Genomic DNA, 15606 nt, shown 5'->3' with positions numbered 1-15606 from the left:
CTGACTTATCTGCCCACGTATGGTACGTGGTTGGAATTGGCACCTTATCCTTTTACACAGTGGTAAAAAAACAGGTTGCCAAGGCTTCAAAGGGCCATTTCCCTCAGCCTTTCTGGATAAGCGATGCAGTTAAAGAACTGGCGCAAAGATAAGGTGGCACTATTTATTTAGTAGAAAAAATCTGGTGTTAAAATTTTTTGTGGCATTTGTGTTCCAGTGAAACAGTACCAAAAATGAGGATGCTTACCGGCTAAATCAATTGACTAGAAAAGGAACTTTTGCTCTGGTCATCCTGACGAAGGAAGGATCTGAGCTGACCACAATTGTGCGCTTTGCGCAGCTCAGATGCTTCGCTGTGCTCAGCATGACAGGCAAGCTGCTGCACCGAAAGCATCAACCCAGATTGTTTGGGCAAACGAAGTATTTAAATGATGAACCTCATTGCTGAATAATGATCCAAAGCCGTTCACCACAGTAGCACCAAAGCTCAATCAAGGCGCAATCCCGAGATCAGGTTGTCATTTGATCTCGGGCCTGCTTTTTTATTACTTTTTTGCAGGAGCAAAAAAGTAAAAACATCCAAATCAAACGCAGCTTTTTGAACAATGCGCCATTCAATTAAATCAAAACCACATTAGCGATCCACCAACCCTTTCTTACCTTCAACCCAACACCCCGCCCATGAGCTACAACCAGCAGGCCTACGCCGAACTACAGGAATGGAAACACCGGATGAGCCGCAAGCCCAACCTGGCCGGGTACCTGAGCAAGGCCGCCCAAAACCGCATCAACCGCATCATCCCCGAAAAGGTGCACGTAGCCATTACGGCCACCATCAAAAAAATGGTGCAAGGGGTGCTGTACGGCGCCAAATATATTTCCAAGCCCCACCCGCCGGTTACCGACCTGATGGCCCGCGAAACCGAGATCATGCAGCGCATAAAAACCTACCAGCACACCGCAGCGGCAGAAGGCGGCATTACCGGCGCCGGCGGCTTTTTAATGGCTATGGCTGACTTTCCCATTTTGCTGGGCATCAAGCTCAAAATGCTGTTCGATGTGGGCAGCATGTATGGCTTTGACCTCACCGATTACAAGGAGCGGGTTTTTTTGCTGCACATCTTTGAGCTGGCCTTCAGCAGCCGCCAGCACCGGCGGCAGGTTTTTGAAAAAATGCAACACTGGGAAGCCAAAAAAGCGGCGCTGCCCGACGACAGCAGCCAGTTCGACTGGCGGGCTTTTCAGCAGGAGTACCGCGACTATATTGACCTGGCCAAACTGGCGCAACTGATTCCCGGTATTGGCGCCGCGGTGGGGCTGGTGGTCAATTACCGCCTCATCAAACAACTGGGCGAAACCGCCATGAATGCTTACCGGATGCGCATCATGGAGCCGTGATTGGGTGGATAACAACGGGTAAGACAGGGGCATGGTAAAACTGCGATGTAGGCCAGCGGTGTGCTTGGGTAGAAATACCCTATGCCATAACTAAAAAAATCTCCATCTTGCCAGACCAAAACCACCACCATGGAAATTGTAAAAAAAGACCACCGCATCACCAAAAAAGCGGCCATAGCCATGACCAAACGCTACCGCCAGGAAAAGAAAAAAATCATTGCACCAAGCTTTAAACATGAAAGCATCCTGCCCATTTGCGAAACATTTGACCGGGCGGGCTTTGATGAATTGCTGGCGCAAAAAAGCTGCGTTGGCGTTCGTGCTTATTATGCCATGAACGAACAGGACCAGGTACACCTGGTTTTTGTAGGTGTGGACGCCCAGGGACGGGATATCTTACCTGCATCGGAAGACACCATTGCCCGTTTGGCTACCCAGGAATCGGCAGAAGATGACGGCGTTTTGCTGGACAACGGTGCCCGTTGCCCGGAAAATTGTCCTGAACCTTCCCCGCTTAACTCTTAGGGTGATATGTACTCTGTAAACGAGATTATTTTACTATCGTCAGTACTCTTGCCTGCAATAACAGGGTTGGTCTGCTACAAGCGGATCAACCCTGTTTATTTTCCTTTCCTATTGCTAATGTGGCTGGGGCTGCTCAACGAAGTAGTTAGCCTCACCATCATTTCATTAGGATTCTATAATTATTACAATTTCAACCTGTTTCATTTGGTTGAGACGTTGTTGATTATCTGGCAATTCAAAAATCTACGGCTCTTTGAGCATAGAACTTTCTTTATACTGTTCTTATCAACCATCGGTTGGTTTATTACCGAAGCCGCTATAAGCGGACTAAATGCTTTTTATTCGTATTTCTACATTTACTGTGCTGTGTTGATTGTGTTTTTGTCTATGCATATGATCAACAAACTACTGGTAACCGAACGGAGTAATTTGTTTAAAAACGCAGTGTTTCTATTTTGCTGTGCTTTTATTATTTTTTTTACAGCTTCTATTGTTACTGAAGTTTTTTGGTTGTACGGCACACAACTCAGCAAGGAATTTCGTTCCGGTATGCAAGCTATCTTTGGTTGGTCTAACTGCATTTGTAACATCATTTACGCTTTTGCAATCCTATGGATGCCGCGCAAACTGGCCTTTACACTTACATATTGATCGTGAGCCTCATTTTAGGGGCCATCATCTTATTTTTCATCATCTCTTTAGTGCGGCAGCAGCGCCGCAACCTGCGCCTGTACCGCCAAAGCCTGATGGCCGAAATTACGGCCATGGAGCAAGAGCGGGCCCGCATAGCCGCCGATCTGCACGACGAGCTTGGCCCCAATCTTTCCAGCGTAAAGCTGCGCATCTCATCGTTTGAGCTGCCCGACGAAACCGACCGGGTACAACTGGAAAAAACCTGCCTGCATATCGACGGCCTTATTCAGCGCATCCGCGAAATCTCTTACGACCTGCTGCCCAGCTCGCTTACCCGCAAAGGATTGTCGGCTGCACTGCAGGGCTATATCGAGCAGGTTTCAGCAGGCGCCGCCATGCAGGTGCAGTTTCATGCCACCGATGGGGTAGTGGTGGCCGAGGAAAAAGCCATCCACCTGTACCGCATTGTTCAGGAAGTAGTGCACAATGCGCTGCGCCACTCGGGCGGCACCCAAATCAACATCAGCCTGTATCAAAAAGACGGCATGGTGGTGCTCGAGACCGCCGATGATGGCGTTGGCTTTGATCATTATGAAAAAACAAAAAGCAGTTCGGGCCTGGGCCTGCGCAACCTGCTGAACCGCGCCGAGATGATCGGCGGAAAAATGTTTGTAGAATCAGGGAAAAATAAGGGCACACGCTATACTTTTGAGGTTCCCGTTTAAACAATGAACAAAACCACCCCACTGCGCCTAGTACTTGCCGACGACCACGAACTGTTTCGCGACGGTTTGCAGGTGATGCTCAAAAAACAACCCACCATTGAAACCATTGGCGAAGCATCGAACGGCGTGGAGCTCCTTTACCTGGTACGCACCTTGCACCCCGATGTGGTGATCACCGATATTAAAATGCCGCAGATGGACGGCATTGAAGCCACCCGCCAACTGGTAAAAGAATTTCCAAAACTGCCGGTCATTGCCCTTTCCATGTTTGACGAGGAAAACCTGATTGTAGACATGCTGGAAGCCGGGGCCCGTGGCTACCTGCTCAAAAATGCATCGAAGCAGGAAATTGTGGCCGCCATTGAAACGGTGGTGGACGGCGAAGTGTATTACTGCGGCAACACATCGCGCAAACTGGCTAAACTGATTGCCACCAGCAAGTTCGACCCGCGTAACCATGCAAAGGAACCCGAGTTTTCGGCCCGTGAAGTGGAGATCATCCAGATGATTTGCGAGGAATTGTCCAATAAAGAAATTGCTGCCCGGCTCGGCCTTAGCGTTCGCACCGTGGAAGGGCACAGGGAGCGCATCCAGGAAAAAATGAATGTGCGCAATATGGCAGGCATCGTGGTCTATGCCATCAAGCACCACCTGTACAAAGTATAGGCACCGCGGGGCATCGACAGCAATATTCATGTTGAATACCCAATTACACCAGCAAAAGAAGTAGCCCCGCAAACCTTCCCGCACTGTCATGCCGAACTCGTTTCGGCATCTCCAGCCCCAAAAACAGCCATTGCCAAAAAAAGAGCACTGACCATTTCCTGTTGAAACGCGTTTATTTAAATAAGTAAACACTCATGCGCATCCGAAAATCATTTTACTAAAATGTGCAGCCCGTTGTAATCGTTACTATTAAATGATAATAATACGCAGCAAGAAAACCAAACTGGCTTGAATCTAAAAAGAAAGGTTCTTCATTACTGAAGAACCTTTTGCAGTTGGTTTTGGTGCATTTAGATAACATCCTGGCCGGATGCCTGCTCGTTCAGGGAATTGGTTGGTTCCCGTTAATTATATCGAAGGGCCGGGTTAATAAATAATGTCGAGGTCGTTCATCTCCACAATTACTTCACCGCCTACCATGATCATCACACCAGCGTACTGGTTAACGTTGGTAAGTTTTTCGGCATAAACAATTTCCATTTCGGTGCCTTCCTCACACAGCACATTCGGCACAATTTCCAGCAGCAGCCAGTCGGGCCGCTCGGGCAGGGATAGCCGCTTTTCAAACCGCGGTTCCAGGATTAAATTGTTTACTACTACATCGCCTATTACAAAGAGTGTTGCGGTGGGTTGTTCGTCGGCATATTGTACATCGACCCAGGCTTCCCAGAGATCAATGTTCTGGGCTGTGATGGTAGTGGTCATAAACGGGTTTGTGGCTCTAAGTTATGATTCCCTTTTCATCATCTGTACACGGTTAATACGGGTAGAGGTACCGTATTTTTACGTAATTATATGTGATAAATGCGTCATTAGTTTAATATCATGGCTGATTCTGTCTAAAATCCGGAAAAACGCAGCCTTGGCTTGGCAGTTTTCTTTTATCTGCTGCGGCAAAACGCATAAAAAAAGTCCCGGTGATCCGGGACTTTTTTTATTAGCAAAGCATTTCGCTTGCAGTAAAACTGATTTTACGATTCCTCGGCATATGCACTTACGGGCTCGCAGGTGCATTGCAGATTGCGGTCGCCGTAGGTGTTGTTTACCCGCGCCACCGAAGGCCAAAATTTATTGCCTTTTAAATAAGCCAGCGGAAATGCTGCCATTTCGCGGCTGTATGATTTTTTCCAGTCGTCGCTGCAAACCATAGCCTGCGTATGCGGTGCCGCTTTCAGCGGGTTGTCTTTTTTGTCCAATGCGCCTTCTTCAACCAGTGCAATTTCGCGGCGGATGGACAACAGCGCATCGCAAAAACGATCCAGTTCCTCTTTGTCTTCGCTTTCCGTTGGCTCGATCATGATGGTGCCCGGCACCGGGAAACTCATGGTAGGCGCGTGGAAACCGTAGTCCATCAGGCGTTTGGCCACGTCTTCGGCTTCAATTTCAGCAGTACGTTTAAATGGCCGCAGGTCCACAATAAACTCGTGTGCACATTCGCCGTTGCTGTTGGTGTACAAAATATCGAATTGCTCCTTCAGCCGTGCCCGCATATAATTGGCATTCAAAATGGCAAACTCAGTTGCCTTCCGAACACCATCGGCACCCAGCATGCGGATGTACGCATAAGAAATGAGCAGGATGGATGCAGAACCATAAGGCGCTGCGCTAACGGCACCGGCTGCGCCGTCTTGTGCGCCTTCGGTTTTCTGGCCAATTTCTACGTGACCGGGCAGGAACGGCGCCAGGTGTGCCTTTACGCAAATAGGTCCCATGCCGGGGCCACCGCCACCGTGTGGAATCGCAAAGGTTTTGTGCAGGTTCAGGTGGCACACATCGGCACCAATAAGGCCGGGAGCTGTAAGGCCCACCTGCGCATTCATGTTGGCGCCATCCATATATACCTGTCCGCCGTGCTGGTGAATAATGGCTGTAATCTCTTTTACCGTTTCCTCGTACACGCCGTAGGTGCTTGGGTAAGTGATCATCACACCCGACAGGTTTTGGGCATGTTGTTCGGCTTTTGCCTTAAGGTCGGCCACGTCGATATAGCCGTTTTCCAAAGCTTTTACCACCACCACTTTCATCCCGGCCATTACCGCCGAAGCAGGGTTGGTGCCGTGTGCCGAAATCGGGATCAGCATCACGTTGCGGTGATGATCGCCGCGGCTTTCGTGGTAGGCTTTAATGGTAAGCAGGCCGGCATATTCGCCCTGTGCACCGCTGTTGGGTTGCAGGCTGCAGGCATCAAATGCGGTAATCTCTGAAAGATAGCGGCTCAATTCTTTTACCATAAACTGGTAACCGCCGGCTTGCGCCATTGGTGCAAACGGGTGGATCTTGCTCCAGTGTGTCCAGCTTAGCGGGATCATTTCCGATGCGGCATTCAGCTTCATAGTGCAGCTGCCCAGTGCAATCATGCTGTGGTTCAGCGACAGGTCTTTGCCTTCCAGCATCCGCATGTAGCGCATCATTTTGGTTTCGCTGTGGTGCGAGTTGAATACCGGATGCGTTAGGAACTCGGATGTGCGGGTAAGTGCCGATGGAATATGCGCAAGCGTTGCATTATGATCGATCTGGTAAGTAACCGGGTCCACATCATTTACAAACGAGTTGATCACATCAAACAGGTCGGAAGGCGATGTGGTTTCATCCAGTGAAATGCCAATATGCTGCCCGTCGTAATAACGGAAGTTCAGTTGCTGGCGTTCGGCTTTTTGGCGGTACGGCGTTACATCATCCACTTTTACCACAACGGTATCAAAGAAATGGTTGTGCACCACGGTGAAGCCCAGGTGCTGTACGGCTTCGGCCAGGGTTTGTGCAAGCAGCGCAATGCGTTTGGCAATATTGATCAGGCCATCAGGACCATGATACACAGCGTACATAGCGGCCATGTTGGCCAGCAGTGCCTGCGCCGTGCAGATATTGGAAGTGGCTTTTTCGCGTTTGATGTGTTGCTCACGGGTTTGCAGCGCCATGCGCAGCGAACGGTTGCCCTGTGCATCGATGCTTACGCCAATGATGCGGCCGGGCATGTTGCGCTTGAACTCGTCTTTTGCTGCAAAAAAAGCAGCATGCGGACCGCCATACCCAAGTGGCACGCCAAAGCGCTGTGCCGAGCCAAAGGCTACATCAGCACCCAGTTCGCCCGGAGAAGTGAGTAGGGTTAAAGCAAGCAGGTCGGTGGCCATGGCTACAAAGGCACCGGCGCCATGCATTTGCTGGATAAAATTGCGGTAGTCTTCAATGGAGCCTTTGTCGTTGGGGTATTGCACCAGTGCACCAAGATAAGTGGCGTCGGGTTGCGCCTCGCGGTAGTCGCCAAATACCAGCTCAATGCCGAGCGGTGTGCCGCGGGTAATCAATACATCCTTCGTTTGTGGAAACACTTCGGTGTCTACAAAAAACTTTGGACGGGTAATATTTTCCGACTTGTTCAGGAAAGAAAAAAACAGCGCCATGGCTTCGGCGGCAGCGGTGCCCTCATCAAGCAAGGATGCGTTGGCAATGGGCAGGCCGGTAAGGTCGCTCACCATGGTTTGGTAGTTGAGCAAGCTTTCGAGGCGGCCCTGCGAAATTTCGGCTTGGTATGGCGTGTACTGCGTGTACCAGCCTGGGTTTTCGAACAGGTTGCGCAGGATCACGCTGGGCGTGATGGTGTCGTAATAACCCTGGCCAATGTAGTTTTTGAACACCTTGTTCTGCATCGAGATTTCCTTGATGTGTTGCAGGTATTCGTTTTCGCTCATAGCGGCCGGCAGGTCCAGGTCCTTCTTCATCCGGATGTCGGCGGGCACAGTGCTGTCAATCAGTTCGTCGAGGCTGGAAACGCCGATCACGCGGAGCATTTCCTGCATCTGGGCTTCATCGGGACCGATATGGCGGCGCTGGAATTCCGTTGCTTGTCTTTCCAAAAAGCTCATATAATATGGGGTGCTTTGAAATTTGGGGGCAAAGTTAACCCCCTTTGGCTACAAATATGGGTTTGCGCAAATGTTGCACTGTTAAACGTTTTCGATTAAATGAATCGCTAAAGGAGTGCAGTTTTACTATATAATTCGTCAGGTTTTTTAGCTAAAAAAAGATGCAGCTACAGCTCGGTTTATATGGCAGCTTGCTGCATTAAATTGCACACGACATTTTGAAGCTCCAACCATTTTTATTTTTCATTTGGTTTCAGCAAACACTAACATCATTCATGCATTTTTATATGAACAAACGGCAAAGGCTTTTGGCTTACGCGTTGCCGTTTATTTACCGTTAAAAGGAATACCAAAAAGTTCGGCTTTTTGTTTTGAGTAAAGATTAAAACAGACTTTACCTACTGCCGCAACAGATCCACCGGCAACACCACTGAGAAATTATGCCGGCTGCCATTCCCGCCAAAACCTTCATCCAGCAAATAGCTGTAGCGCAAGCCGATGGTAGCATCCAACTGGTTCATCCATTTGGTATCAAAAAACAACTCGGTGCCGGTGCTGCGCAGTGCCCGCTGGCTAATGCGGCCCGGCCACCAGGCTCGCTGGTAGTCGTAAAAAACGTTGGCGCGGATGCGCATAAAATAAAGCAATCCACCAAAGCCCCAGTCGGGGTAAAAGAGCGGGAGGTGGTAGTTGGCCGAAACGCGCCACATCCGTGGCAGGTAATAATCGGCATAGCCTCGGGCATTGGCAAAACGGTTGCTGAACAGCACCAATCCAGTATCAGCCAGCTGCACCGAACCCGCCAGCACCAAGCTGTGGTTGCGTATCGATGGCAGCGACATTTGTCCGTTCACCAGCCACTGCCGGCCGGCGCCATCCAATTGGTGCCGCAGCGAAGGCGCAATGGCCAAGCTCCATCGCGGGAAAATATGCTGCCGGGCCCGGGGTAACTGGTGGCTGAACGATACCGAATGTTGCAGGTAAGTGCGGGTACTGGCCTGGTAGGGATTTTCCTTTCCACTGGGCATCAGCCGGTTTACCACCACGCTGGAACCAAAGCGCAGGAACTTGTACGTTTTGCCGCCCGAAAAATTTAGTGGGATGTAAAACCCGGCATTGGCTTCGGCCTGGTCAAAAAGTTGTGTTTGGCGCGGCGTACGCAGCCGCCGGTTAAATGTGTATTCGGCGCCGCCGGTAATCACCGGGTACAGGCCGCCATAGGCTATGTTGGCACCCACACCGTGCGATCGCTCATTTTGGTTGTACCGGTAATAGGCGGTTGCATCCAGCGTATTTAAAATGTTCTGGCTGTACGCCGAAAAAAGGAACTCGGGGTCTTCGTAATTGGGGCGCCAGCTGTGCAGGTTCACGAGGCCCGTGCTTTTGCGGTATCGCTTGGTAGCAAAGCGTTGCGTTGGTGTTTGTAAAATATTAAAGCTGTCGCTGGATGGAGCAAAGCGTTCCCGTTCATTGGCCAGGTATTCCTTTGCCAGCGGCTGGCCCTGGGCCGTGCCGGTTTGCAGTTCCAGCCCGTTGGCAGTGAATTGCGCAAAATAAATGTTGCCCCCTTTTGCCGAAACAAAATAATTGCCCGTTTCCGTCTCGGTTAGGCGCTGCAATTTGCCACTTGCAGCATCAAACGAATACAAATCATCGGTGCCGGAGGCACTGGAAGTAAAGTATATTTTTCCCTCCGACACAAATGGATAGCCGAGTGTATTGTAACCAGCATAAAGCAACATTTCCTGCGCACCGGTAGCCAGGTTCCAGCGGTGCAGCGCCATCGACCCGTTGCGGCGGCGGTGTACCATTACCAGCGTTTCTTCATCAATAAACCGGGGGTGCAGCAACATGGTGCCTTCGCCAATGGTCATCTCCTGCAGCAGGTCGCCGTTTTCGGCATCCAGCAGGTGCAGCCTGCTGCGGGTGCTGGGGTCAATTTCTATAGCTGCCAGCTTTTTACCCGACGGCGAAATATCCGGGGTAAAATAGCGGCGCTTTTTGGTGAGGGTTCGTTCCCGGCCCGTGGCCATATCCAGCACCACGATGTTGCTGTAATTGGTAAGGCTCCAGCGTGCATCGGTATTGTAGGCGGTGTACACAATTTTGCCGTTGCGATAAGCAAACCAGTCTTCCGATGAAATATGCCGCAGCTTCAGTACTTTTTGTTTGCTGTTGTGTTGTAAAACAAACCGCGGCAGGTGGCGATAGGAGCTTTCAAGAAAAAGCAGTGAATCCTGCCCGATCATTTGCGGGAAAAACTGCTGCCGGACCAGGCCCATTGGCTGTGCTTCTTTCGGGCGGGGCAGCTCCTCACGGTAATCCCTAAACGCTTCCTGCACAAAATTGCGGAACCGCATGCCGCTGTGTTTTTTTATTGCCGACCGCATGGGTGTAGGCAGGCCCCTGTATGCACTGGCATCGTGCACTACCTTGCCCCAAAATGCATCGCCAAACTGGGTGTAGCCATAGTTGGTAAGCAGGTAGCCAAACTGGTAATGGTTGGGCACAAAATCTTTTAGCGACCCGTTCATCCATTTCATCAGGCTGTAGTTGCGCCCCGCCAGCCAAATGGATGCAGGCCCGCTCATGAACTGGGGCAGGCGGCCGCGGCCTTGCGGCGTCAGCACCGTTTCGGAATGAACGGCATCGCCTTCAAAAAACCAGTTGGGCACCGCCAGCGAGTTGGCAAATGCCTGGCCTTCCTCACCCAGGAGCACCCGGAAAGCTTTGGACAGGCCGCGGTTCATGTTGCTGTATTGCTGCACATGCCGGTATTCGTGGATGGCCAGGTGTTCGTACCAGGGCACATTGCCCTGCGCAAAAATATCGGAGCCGGGTATCAGGTAAAATTCGCTGCGCCACGGCCCGAGGCCCACATAACCATTTGCCAGCGTGGTGTTGGGATGCAGCACTACATTTATTTTGTCGATGCGGTTGCCCAACGGCTGCGGTCTCGTTGCTGCCATGCGGTGCACCAGGGCTGCTATGCGCTGCGCCTGTGTTTCGGATTGGGACTGAAAAATAATCCGCGCCGTATCGGTGTCGATCTGCTGCCAGCGGGTACGGGGTGCAAAACCACCAAACTGCTGTGCCTGGGTACCATTCTGCAAGAAAAAAAGAAAGGCCAAAACAAAAATGCGGTGCATAGGGCACAAGTTAGGATAAGTAAGTTGCGTTATAGCGTAGTGTAAAGGGGTAAAAAATGCGCGGATGGTCTGCCACATTCAACGCATTTTGGTGGATGGTTGTTATCTTAACTCAAACAAAAAAGCATGTTGCTCACGGCTCTTGCAGTTGCCCCGGGATTGGCCATTTGCTTTTTCTTTTTTTACAAAGATGCGCATAACCCCGAGCCGGCCCGTTACCTGCTCGTCTCTTTTTTGCTGGGCATGCTGGCCGTGTTGCCGGCGGGAGTCATCGAGCTGCGCTTATTTCGCTCCACACCGCATTCCATTCCCGAAACCTTATTCACTGCTTATTTCGTGGTGGGACTGGTAGAGGAGGGCGCCAAATATTTAATGCTGCGCAGTTATGGTTTTACCCGTTCCAGCTTCGATGAGCCTTTGGATGGTATTGTGTACGCGGTGATGGTGAGCATGGGTTTTGCCACGCTTGAAAATGCCGGCTACATCTGGCGCCACGGCTACGAGGTGGCAATTTTGCGCATGTTTACCTCGGTGCCGGCCCATGCATCGTTTGCAGTAGTGATGGGATATTTTGCCGGCAAAGCCAAATTCGATCCTGCCCGGCGGCCGCTTTTATTGCTGTGCGGGCTGTTGGGTGCCGCCTTTTTGCACGGCACCTACGATGCGTTTTTGCTCCTCAGCGAAAACCACTGGCTTACCCAGTATGTTTCGGAATTGCTGCTGGTGTGTGGTGCTCTTTTTTCCCTGTTCCTGGCGGTGCACCTGAGCCGGCAGTTGCTGCGCCTGCATTACCGAACCTCCGAACGGCTGTTTCGGCTGGCGCCGGTGTGGGATGTGCAGGAGGTTGCCCCAAGCCAGTTGCCGCAAGTACACTTGTTGGTAACGCATGCCCTTGCTGAAGCAGAAGAAACTGTGGGAGGTGCAGAACAGGCCCAGTTGCGGCAATGGCAATCGCTTGAGGCGTTGCGCCAGGCTTGGTTACGCGGCCACCGTTTTATGCTGGTGTTTAATGCCGGCCTGCCGGTTGGGTTTATTGCTTTTGCAGCTGGCGCATCGGGGCGTTTTCACTTGCTGCACCTGTATGTGCTGGTGCACCACCGGGCCAGGGGCACCGGCCGGTTTTTGCTGCAGCGAGCCGAAACCAAAATGATGGACCATGGCGCCGTTGCCATTATGTTATCCGTGCCGGAAACCGACCCGGTACGGCCATTTTTTGAAAAATCCGGTTTCACCGAAAGCAATGATGATTTAGTGAAACAGTCGGACAGTGGCACACTTTGGCTGCACAAAAATGTGGTTCCTATAATCGTTGAGGAAGCGGCAGCATTGCCCTCTTAATTTGAATTTTAGGCGAGTGGTTTCTCCATCACAATAAATTCAAGCGGCTGTTTGGGGATGCCAAATCTTGGATCGGTGGGAAAAGGCTTGCGATCGCCGGTGATGGTGTAGCCCTTCGATTGATACCATTGAATCAATTCCTGCCGGACTGAAATAACGGTCATCACCATTTTGGCGCAGCCTTTTTCTTTAGCCAAGTTTTCGCCGGCCACCATCAATTGTTTGCCGATGCCCCCGTTTTGCAGTGTGGGTTTTACGGTAAGCATGCCCAAGTACATGGAAGTGCCCTGCTGCTCCAATTGTACCACGCCAACCAGTTCATCGGCTTCAGTCGTTGCTTTTAAAAGCGTGGTGTTTGCATCAGCCAATAATTGCTTGATGCCCGCTTCATCCACCCGGATGCCTTCGAGTAGTTCGGCTTCGGTGGTCCATCCCTTGCGGGATGTGTCGCCGCGGTAGGCGCTGTTTACCAGGTGCACAATAGATGGAACATCTTCTTGCTTGGCGGGTACAATCGATAATGAAAGGCTCATGCCGCGAAGATAAATGGCGGGCATAAAAAAAGGGCCGCTTCAGGCCCCCTTAGTTTTCAATGGTACAGTTCTCGATGCTTCAATGGGTACAGTGTTTTATCATACAGCCATATAGCTACTTACCAATACATAAAAAGATGCGCCTACAAATGCCAGCAACAGCAGCAACACGGTGATGGTGGCGCCCCAGTTGAAGTCTTCTCTAACAGGTGCCGTTACCATTTTTTCATGCTCACGATTCAGGTTCATAAAAATTCAATTTTATCTACTTACCCTTTATAAGTGCAAAAGCGTGCCATTTCGTTTTAAAGCGGAAAGCGCTTGTTTTAAGGCCTTTTGCTAAATTTTGGTGTGGACGGTTTACCCCAACGACTGATTGCTGCGTGCAATTATTTGAAATAATAAACTGCATTTTGCTAAATGAACAAAGCCACCCAAGGGGTGGCTTTGTTGCAAAGTTTTTTGCGGTAAGATCGGTTATGGGTGCAATGAGCACATTGCTGTCATGGGTACCGAACCGGAAGCTTTTTCAAAACCTATGGAGTTGAAATAAAATTTATTTAGGCAGGGCTGTTGAGCAACATATACAAGCTGGCTGCGCCAAAAATGACAAAGAATAAGATCAGGAATACGGCGATTTTCGACTGGACCTGCTTCAAACTCACTTGGTTCATCTGTACGGGTTTACTATTCGCTTTCATAACATTGGTTTTCTTTGCTATTAGGAAATAACATGCCATTTTTTCGAACGGCACTCTATTTTCTTTGGCTGGCTGCAAGTCTTTATTAATGGTTGCGTTGCATTTTCTTTGGCGTCCATCCCTAATTTTAGCCTATGTTTTCCCGTCAGGAAGCCTCACGTATTCGCCAGGAATTTTGGACTGCCTTTGGGTTGTATATGGCCCCCGTACATTCCGCGGATGGCGAAAAAATCAATTGGATCAATTACAAAACCGGCGAAAAGCATGTGCAGTTTCGCATGGATGCCGGCAGCAATGCAGCAACCATCGGCATTGAAATGCGCCACCCCGATGCGGGTGTGCGCCATTTGTTTATGGAGCAACTGCAGCAGGTAAAAAAAATATTAGAAGCGCACCTGGGTGAAAGCTGGACCTGGCAGCACGAAGCCGAGGATGAAAACGGAAAAGCGTTCAGCCGGGTGTATCAGCAATTGCCTAATGTTTCTGTATTTAGAAAGGATGACTGGCCGGCGCTTGTTTCTTTTTTCAAACCCCGCATCAGGGCGCTGGATGCATTTTGGAGCGAGGCCCGTTATAGCTTCGAAGCGCTTCGGTAAGGCTTAGCTGTTTTCCTTGGCGCGGTGACAGATCAATTCTACCGAAAAACTGAACGCCAAAGCAAAAGCAACCGATTGCCACAGGGACTGGTCTTTTACAAAGGATACGATCATCATTACAAAGCAGAAGAGGCTTACCATCACAGTGAGGGCGTTCTTTTCAGTCAAGTATTTTTTCATCGGATATTTTAAATTTCGAAAGGTTTAGGTCGCCAAAAATAGGTTTCAATTTTAAATATTGGAACCCGTTTATCGGTAAATAGGCGTTTATTATCGGCAAAGGTTTGTTAAACAAGGTTTTTGATCAATGCGGCACTAATGAATCGTACCTTTTCCACCGGACAGATACAATTTGTTTTTACATTCATTCACCCAAAATATACTTGCCATGCGAACAAGAACAATAACCAGGTTTTTAATGTTGTCTGCATCTTTAGTTGTGCTGGCAGCTTTTCTAAGAAAACCGCAACCGCCACAGCAAACGCTGCAAGGTGCCTGGCAAATGAAAACCGGCGATACTGCACATCTTTTAATAGCAACTGACGGATACCTTTCACATACCGCTTATGCAGGTAAAACCTTCCTCTTTACCAAAGGCGGCCCATTTGAACGAAAAGCTGATGGCTTGCATATTAAATGGGAATACGACACGCAAACGCCGGACAATGTGGGCACCCAATCGGTTGTTGCAACTTCGGGCACTGGCAATAATTTGGTGACCACTGCAAAAGATGGCGTTGCAAAAAGATGGACGCAACTCGATGCAGGCCAAAGCCCATTGGCCGGTGCCTGGCAAATAACCCAACGCATGCAAGACGGCAGCATGCAAACCATTCACCAAACAGGCACCCGTAAAACCGTGAAGCTGTTAACTGGTTCGATGTTTCAGTGGGTTGCCATTGATCCGGGCGCTAAAGGCTTTTACGGAACCGGCGGCGGCCGCTACACTTTTACTGATGGCAAGTACACGGAGCACATCGACTTTTTCTCCCGGGATAGTAGCAGGGTAGGAACTTCATTATCTTTTTCCGGCAAAGTGGAAGGAGGCAACTGGCACCACAGTGGCAAAAGTTCTCGTGGCGATGATATACATGAAGTATGGAGCCGGGGTAGAAAGTAATCGTGAATTATTTACGATGAAGGAAACACCGTAAGTATATAAGGGAATATAACCACCAATCGTTAACCCTTCGTCAAAGCGCAATAAAAGTTCCTTTTATTGCGCTTTTTATTTGCATTGAATTACCTAACCCTCTTATCTTTGCAGGCCGCGGTTGTTCATACCATTACAGCGGGCAGTTTTCTTCATTTAGTTCTTTGTTGTTTCGCTTAAAGTTTTTTTGGTTTTTGGTTGTTTTTGGAAAGGTTCTCAAAAAACTTTTGGTTGATTGGTGTAATTATCTTTATCTTTGCACTCCC

General features: G+C 49.8%; 14 protein-coding genes and 1 riboswitch. Of the genes, 8 read left to right on the top strand and 6 right to left on the bottom strand.

Going from position 1 to position 15606, the window contains the following annotated elements; genetic code table 11:
* Nucleotides 1–2: 2 nt before the first annotated feature.
* Nucleotides 3–123: riboswitch (SAM riboswitch) on the bottom strand.
* Nucleotides 124–681: 558 nt separating this feature from the next.
* The 5 genes from DRJ53_RS19875 to DRJ53_RS19855 all read left to right on the top strand — a co-directional run bounded on the left by DRJ53_RS19875 (nucleotide 682) and on the right by DRJ53_RS19855 (nucleotide 3947).
* Nucleotides 682–1398: an EcsC family protein gene (locus tag DRJ53_RS19875; RefSeq protein ID WP_114237426.1), complete on the top strand. Its 717-nt coding sequence runs from the start codon at nucleotides 682–684 to the stop codon at nucleotides 1396–1398.
* 129 nt (nucleotides 1399–1527) lie between these two features.
* Nucleotides 1528–1923 carry a hypothetical protein gene (locus tag DRJ53_RS19870; RefSeq protein WP_114237425.1) on the top strand — a complete coding sequence of 132 codons (396 nt, stop codon included), beginning with the start codon at nucleotides 1528–1530 and terminating at the stop codon, nucleotides 1921–1923.
* 6 nt (nucleotides 1924–1929) lie between these two features.
* Nucleotides 1930–2574 carry a hypothetical protein gene (locus tag DRJ53_RS21435; RefSeq protein WP_162303941.1) on the top strand — a complete coding sequence of 215 codons (645 nt, stop codon included), beginning with the start codon at nucleotides 1930–1932 and terminating at the stop codon, nucleotides 2572–2574.
* A 2-nt stretch (nucleotides 2575–2576) separates the two neighbouring features.
* On the top strand, nucleotides 2577–3281 hold the full coding sequence (locus DRJ53_RS19860) for a sensor histidine kinase (protein WP_162303940.1): 705 nt from the start codon (nucleotides 2577–2579) through the stop codon (nucleotides 3279–3281).
* 3 nt (nucleotides 3282–3284) lie between these two features.
* Entirely contained in the window at nucleotides 3285–3947 is a 663-nt protein-coding gene (locus DRJ53_RS19855; protein ID WP_114237422.1) for a response regulator transcription factor, read from the top strand.
* Nucleotides 3948–4373: 426 nt separating this feature from the next.
* Here DRJ53_RS19855 and DRJ53_RS19850 read toward each other — a convergent pair whose 3' ends face one another.
* The 3 genes from DRJ53_RS19850 to DRJ53_RS19840 form a co-directional block, all read right to left on the bottom strand.
* Entirely contained in the window at nucleotides 4374–4712 is a 339-nt protein-coding gene (locus DRJ53_RS19850; protein ID WP_114237421.1) for a hypothetical protein, read from the bottom strand.
* 266 nt (nucleotides 4713–4978) lie between these two features.
* Nucleotides 4979–7870, bottom strand: a complete 2892-nt coding sequence (gene gcvP / locus DRJ53_RS19845; RefSeq protein ID WP_114237420.1) for an aminomethyl-transferring glycine dehydrogenase — start codon at nucleotides 7868–7870, stop codon at nucleotides 4979–4981.
* Nucleotides 7871–8268: 398 nt separating this feature from the next.
* A complete protein-coding gene (locus tag DRJ53_RS19840; protein WP_114237419.1) occupies nucleotides 8269–11019 on the bottom strand; it encodes a TolB family protein in 2751 nt (916 codons plus the stop codon).
* Between the two features lie 126 nt (nucleotides 11020–11145).
* Here DRJ53_RS19840 and DRJ53_RS19835 point away from each other — a divergent pair, with 126 nt between their 5' ends.
* Nucleotides 11146–12357, top strand: coding sequence for a GNAT family N-acetyltransferase (locus DRJ53_RS19835; RefSeq protein ID WP_114237418.1), 1212 nt, complete (start codon nucleotides 11146–11148; stop codon nucleotides 12355–12357).
* An 8-nt stretch (nucleotides 12358–12365) separates the two neighbouring features.
* Here the strand turns inward: DRJ53_RS19835 and DRJ53_RS19830 are convergent, their stop codons facing one another.
* Nucleotides 12366–12890, bottom strand: coding sequence for a GNAT family N-acetyltransferase (locus tag DRJ53_RS19830; RefSeq protein WP_114237458.1), 525 nt, complete (start codon nucleotides 12888–12890; stop codon nucleotides 12366–12368).
* A gap of 99 nt (nucleotides 12891–12989) precedes the next feature.
* Entirely contained in the window at nucleotides 12990–13139 is a 150-nt protein-coding gene (locus DRJ53_RS21385; RefSeq protein WP_155523234.1) for a hypothetical protein, read from the bottom strand.
* Nucleotides 13140–13725: 586 nt separating this feature from the next.
* Between DRJ53_RS21385 and DRJ53_RS19820 the strand changes: the two genes are divergently transcribed.
* A complete protein-coding gene (locus DRJ53_RS19820; protein ID WP_114237416.1) occupies nucleotides 13726–14187 on the top strand; it encodes a DUF4268 domain-containing protein in 462 nt (153 codons plus the stop codon).
* A 3-nt stretch (nucleotides 14188–14190) separates the two neighbouring features.
* Here DRJ53_RS19820 and DRJ53_RS21380 read toward each other — a convergent pair whose 3' ends face one another.
* Nucleotides 14191–14367 carry a hypothetical protein gene (locus DRJ53_RS21380; protein WP_155523233.1) on the bottom strand — a complete coding sequence of 59 codons (177 nt, stop codon included), beginning with the start codon at nucleotides 14365–14367 and terminating at the stop codon, nucleotides 14191–14193.
* Nucleotides 14368–14575: 208 nt separating this feature from the next.
* On the opposite strand from DRJ53_RS21380, the gene DRJ53_RS19815 reads away from it, so the two are divergent.
* Nucleotides 14576–15307 (top strand): membrane or secreted protein, encoded by a 732-nt coding sequence (locus tag DRJ53_RS19815; RefSeq protein WP_162303939.1) that lies wholly within the window; start codon nucleotides 14576–14578, stop codon nucleotides 15305–15307.
* The last annotated feature ends 299 nt before the right edge of the window (nucleotides 15308–15606 follow it).

The organism is Paracnuella aquatica (assembly GCF_003332885.2).
Lineage (GTDB): Bacteria > Bacteroidota > Bacteroidia > Chitinophagales > Chitinophagaceae > Flavisolibacter > Flavisolibacter aquaticus.
The sequence above is the reverse complement of the archived record's forward strand: the minus strand, read 5'-3'. Positions and strand labels throughout refer to the sequence as shown.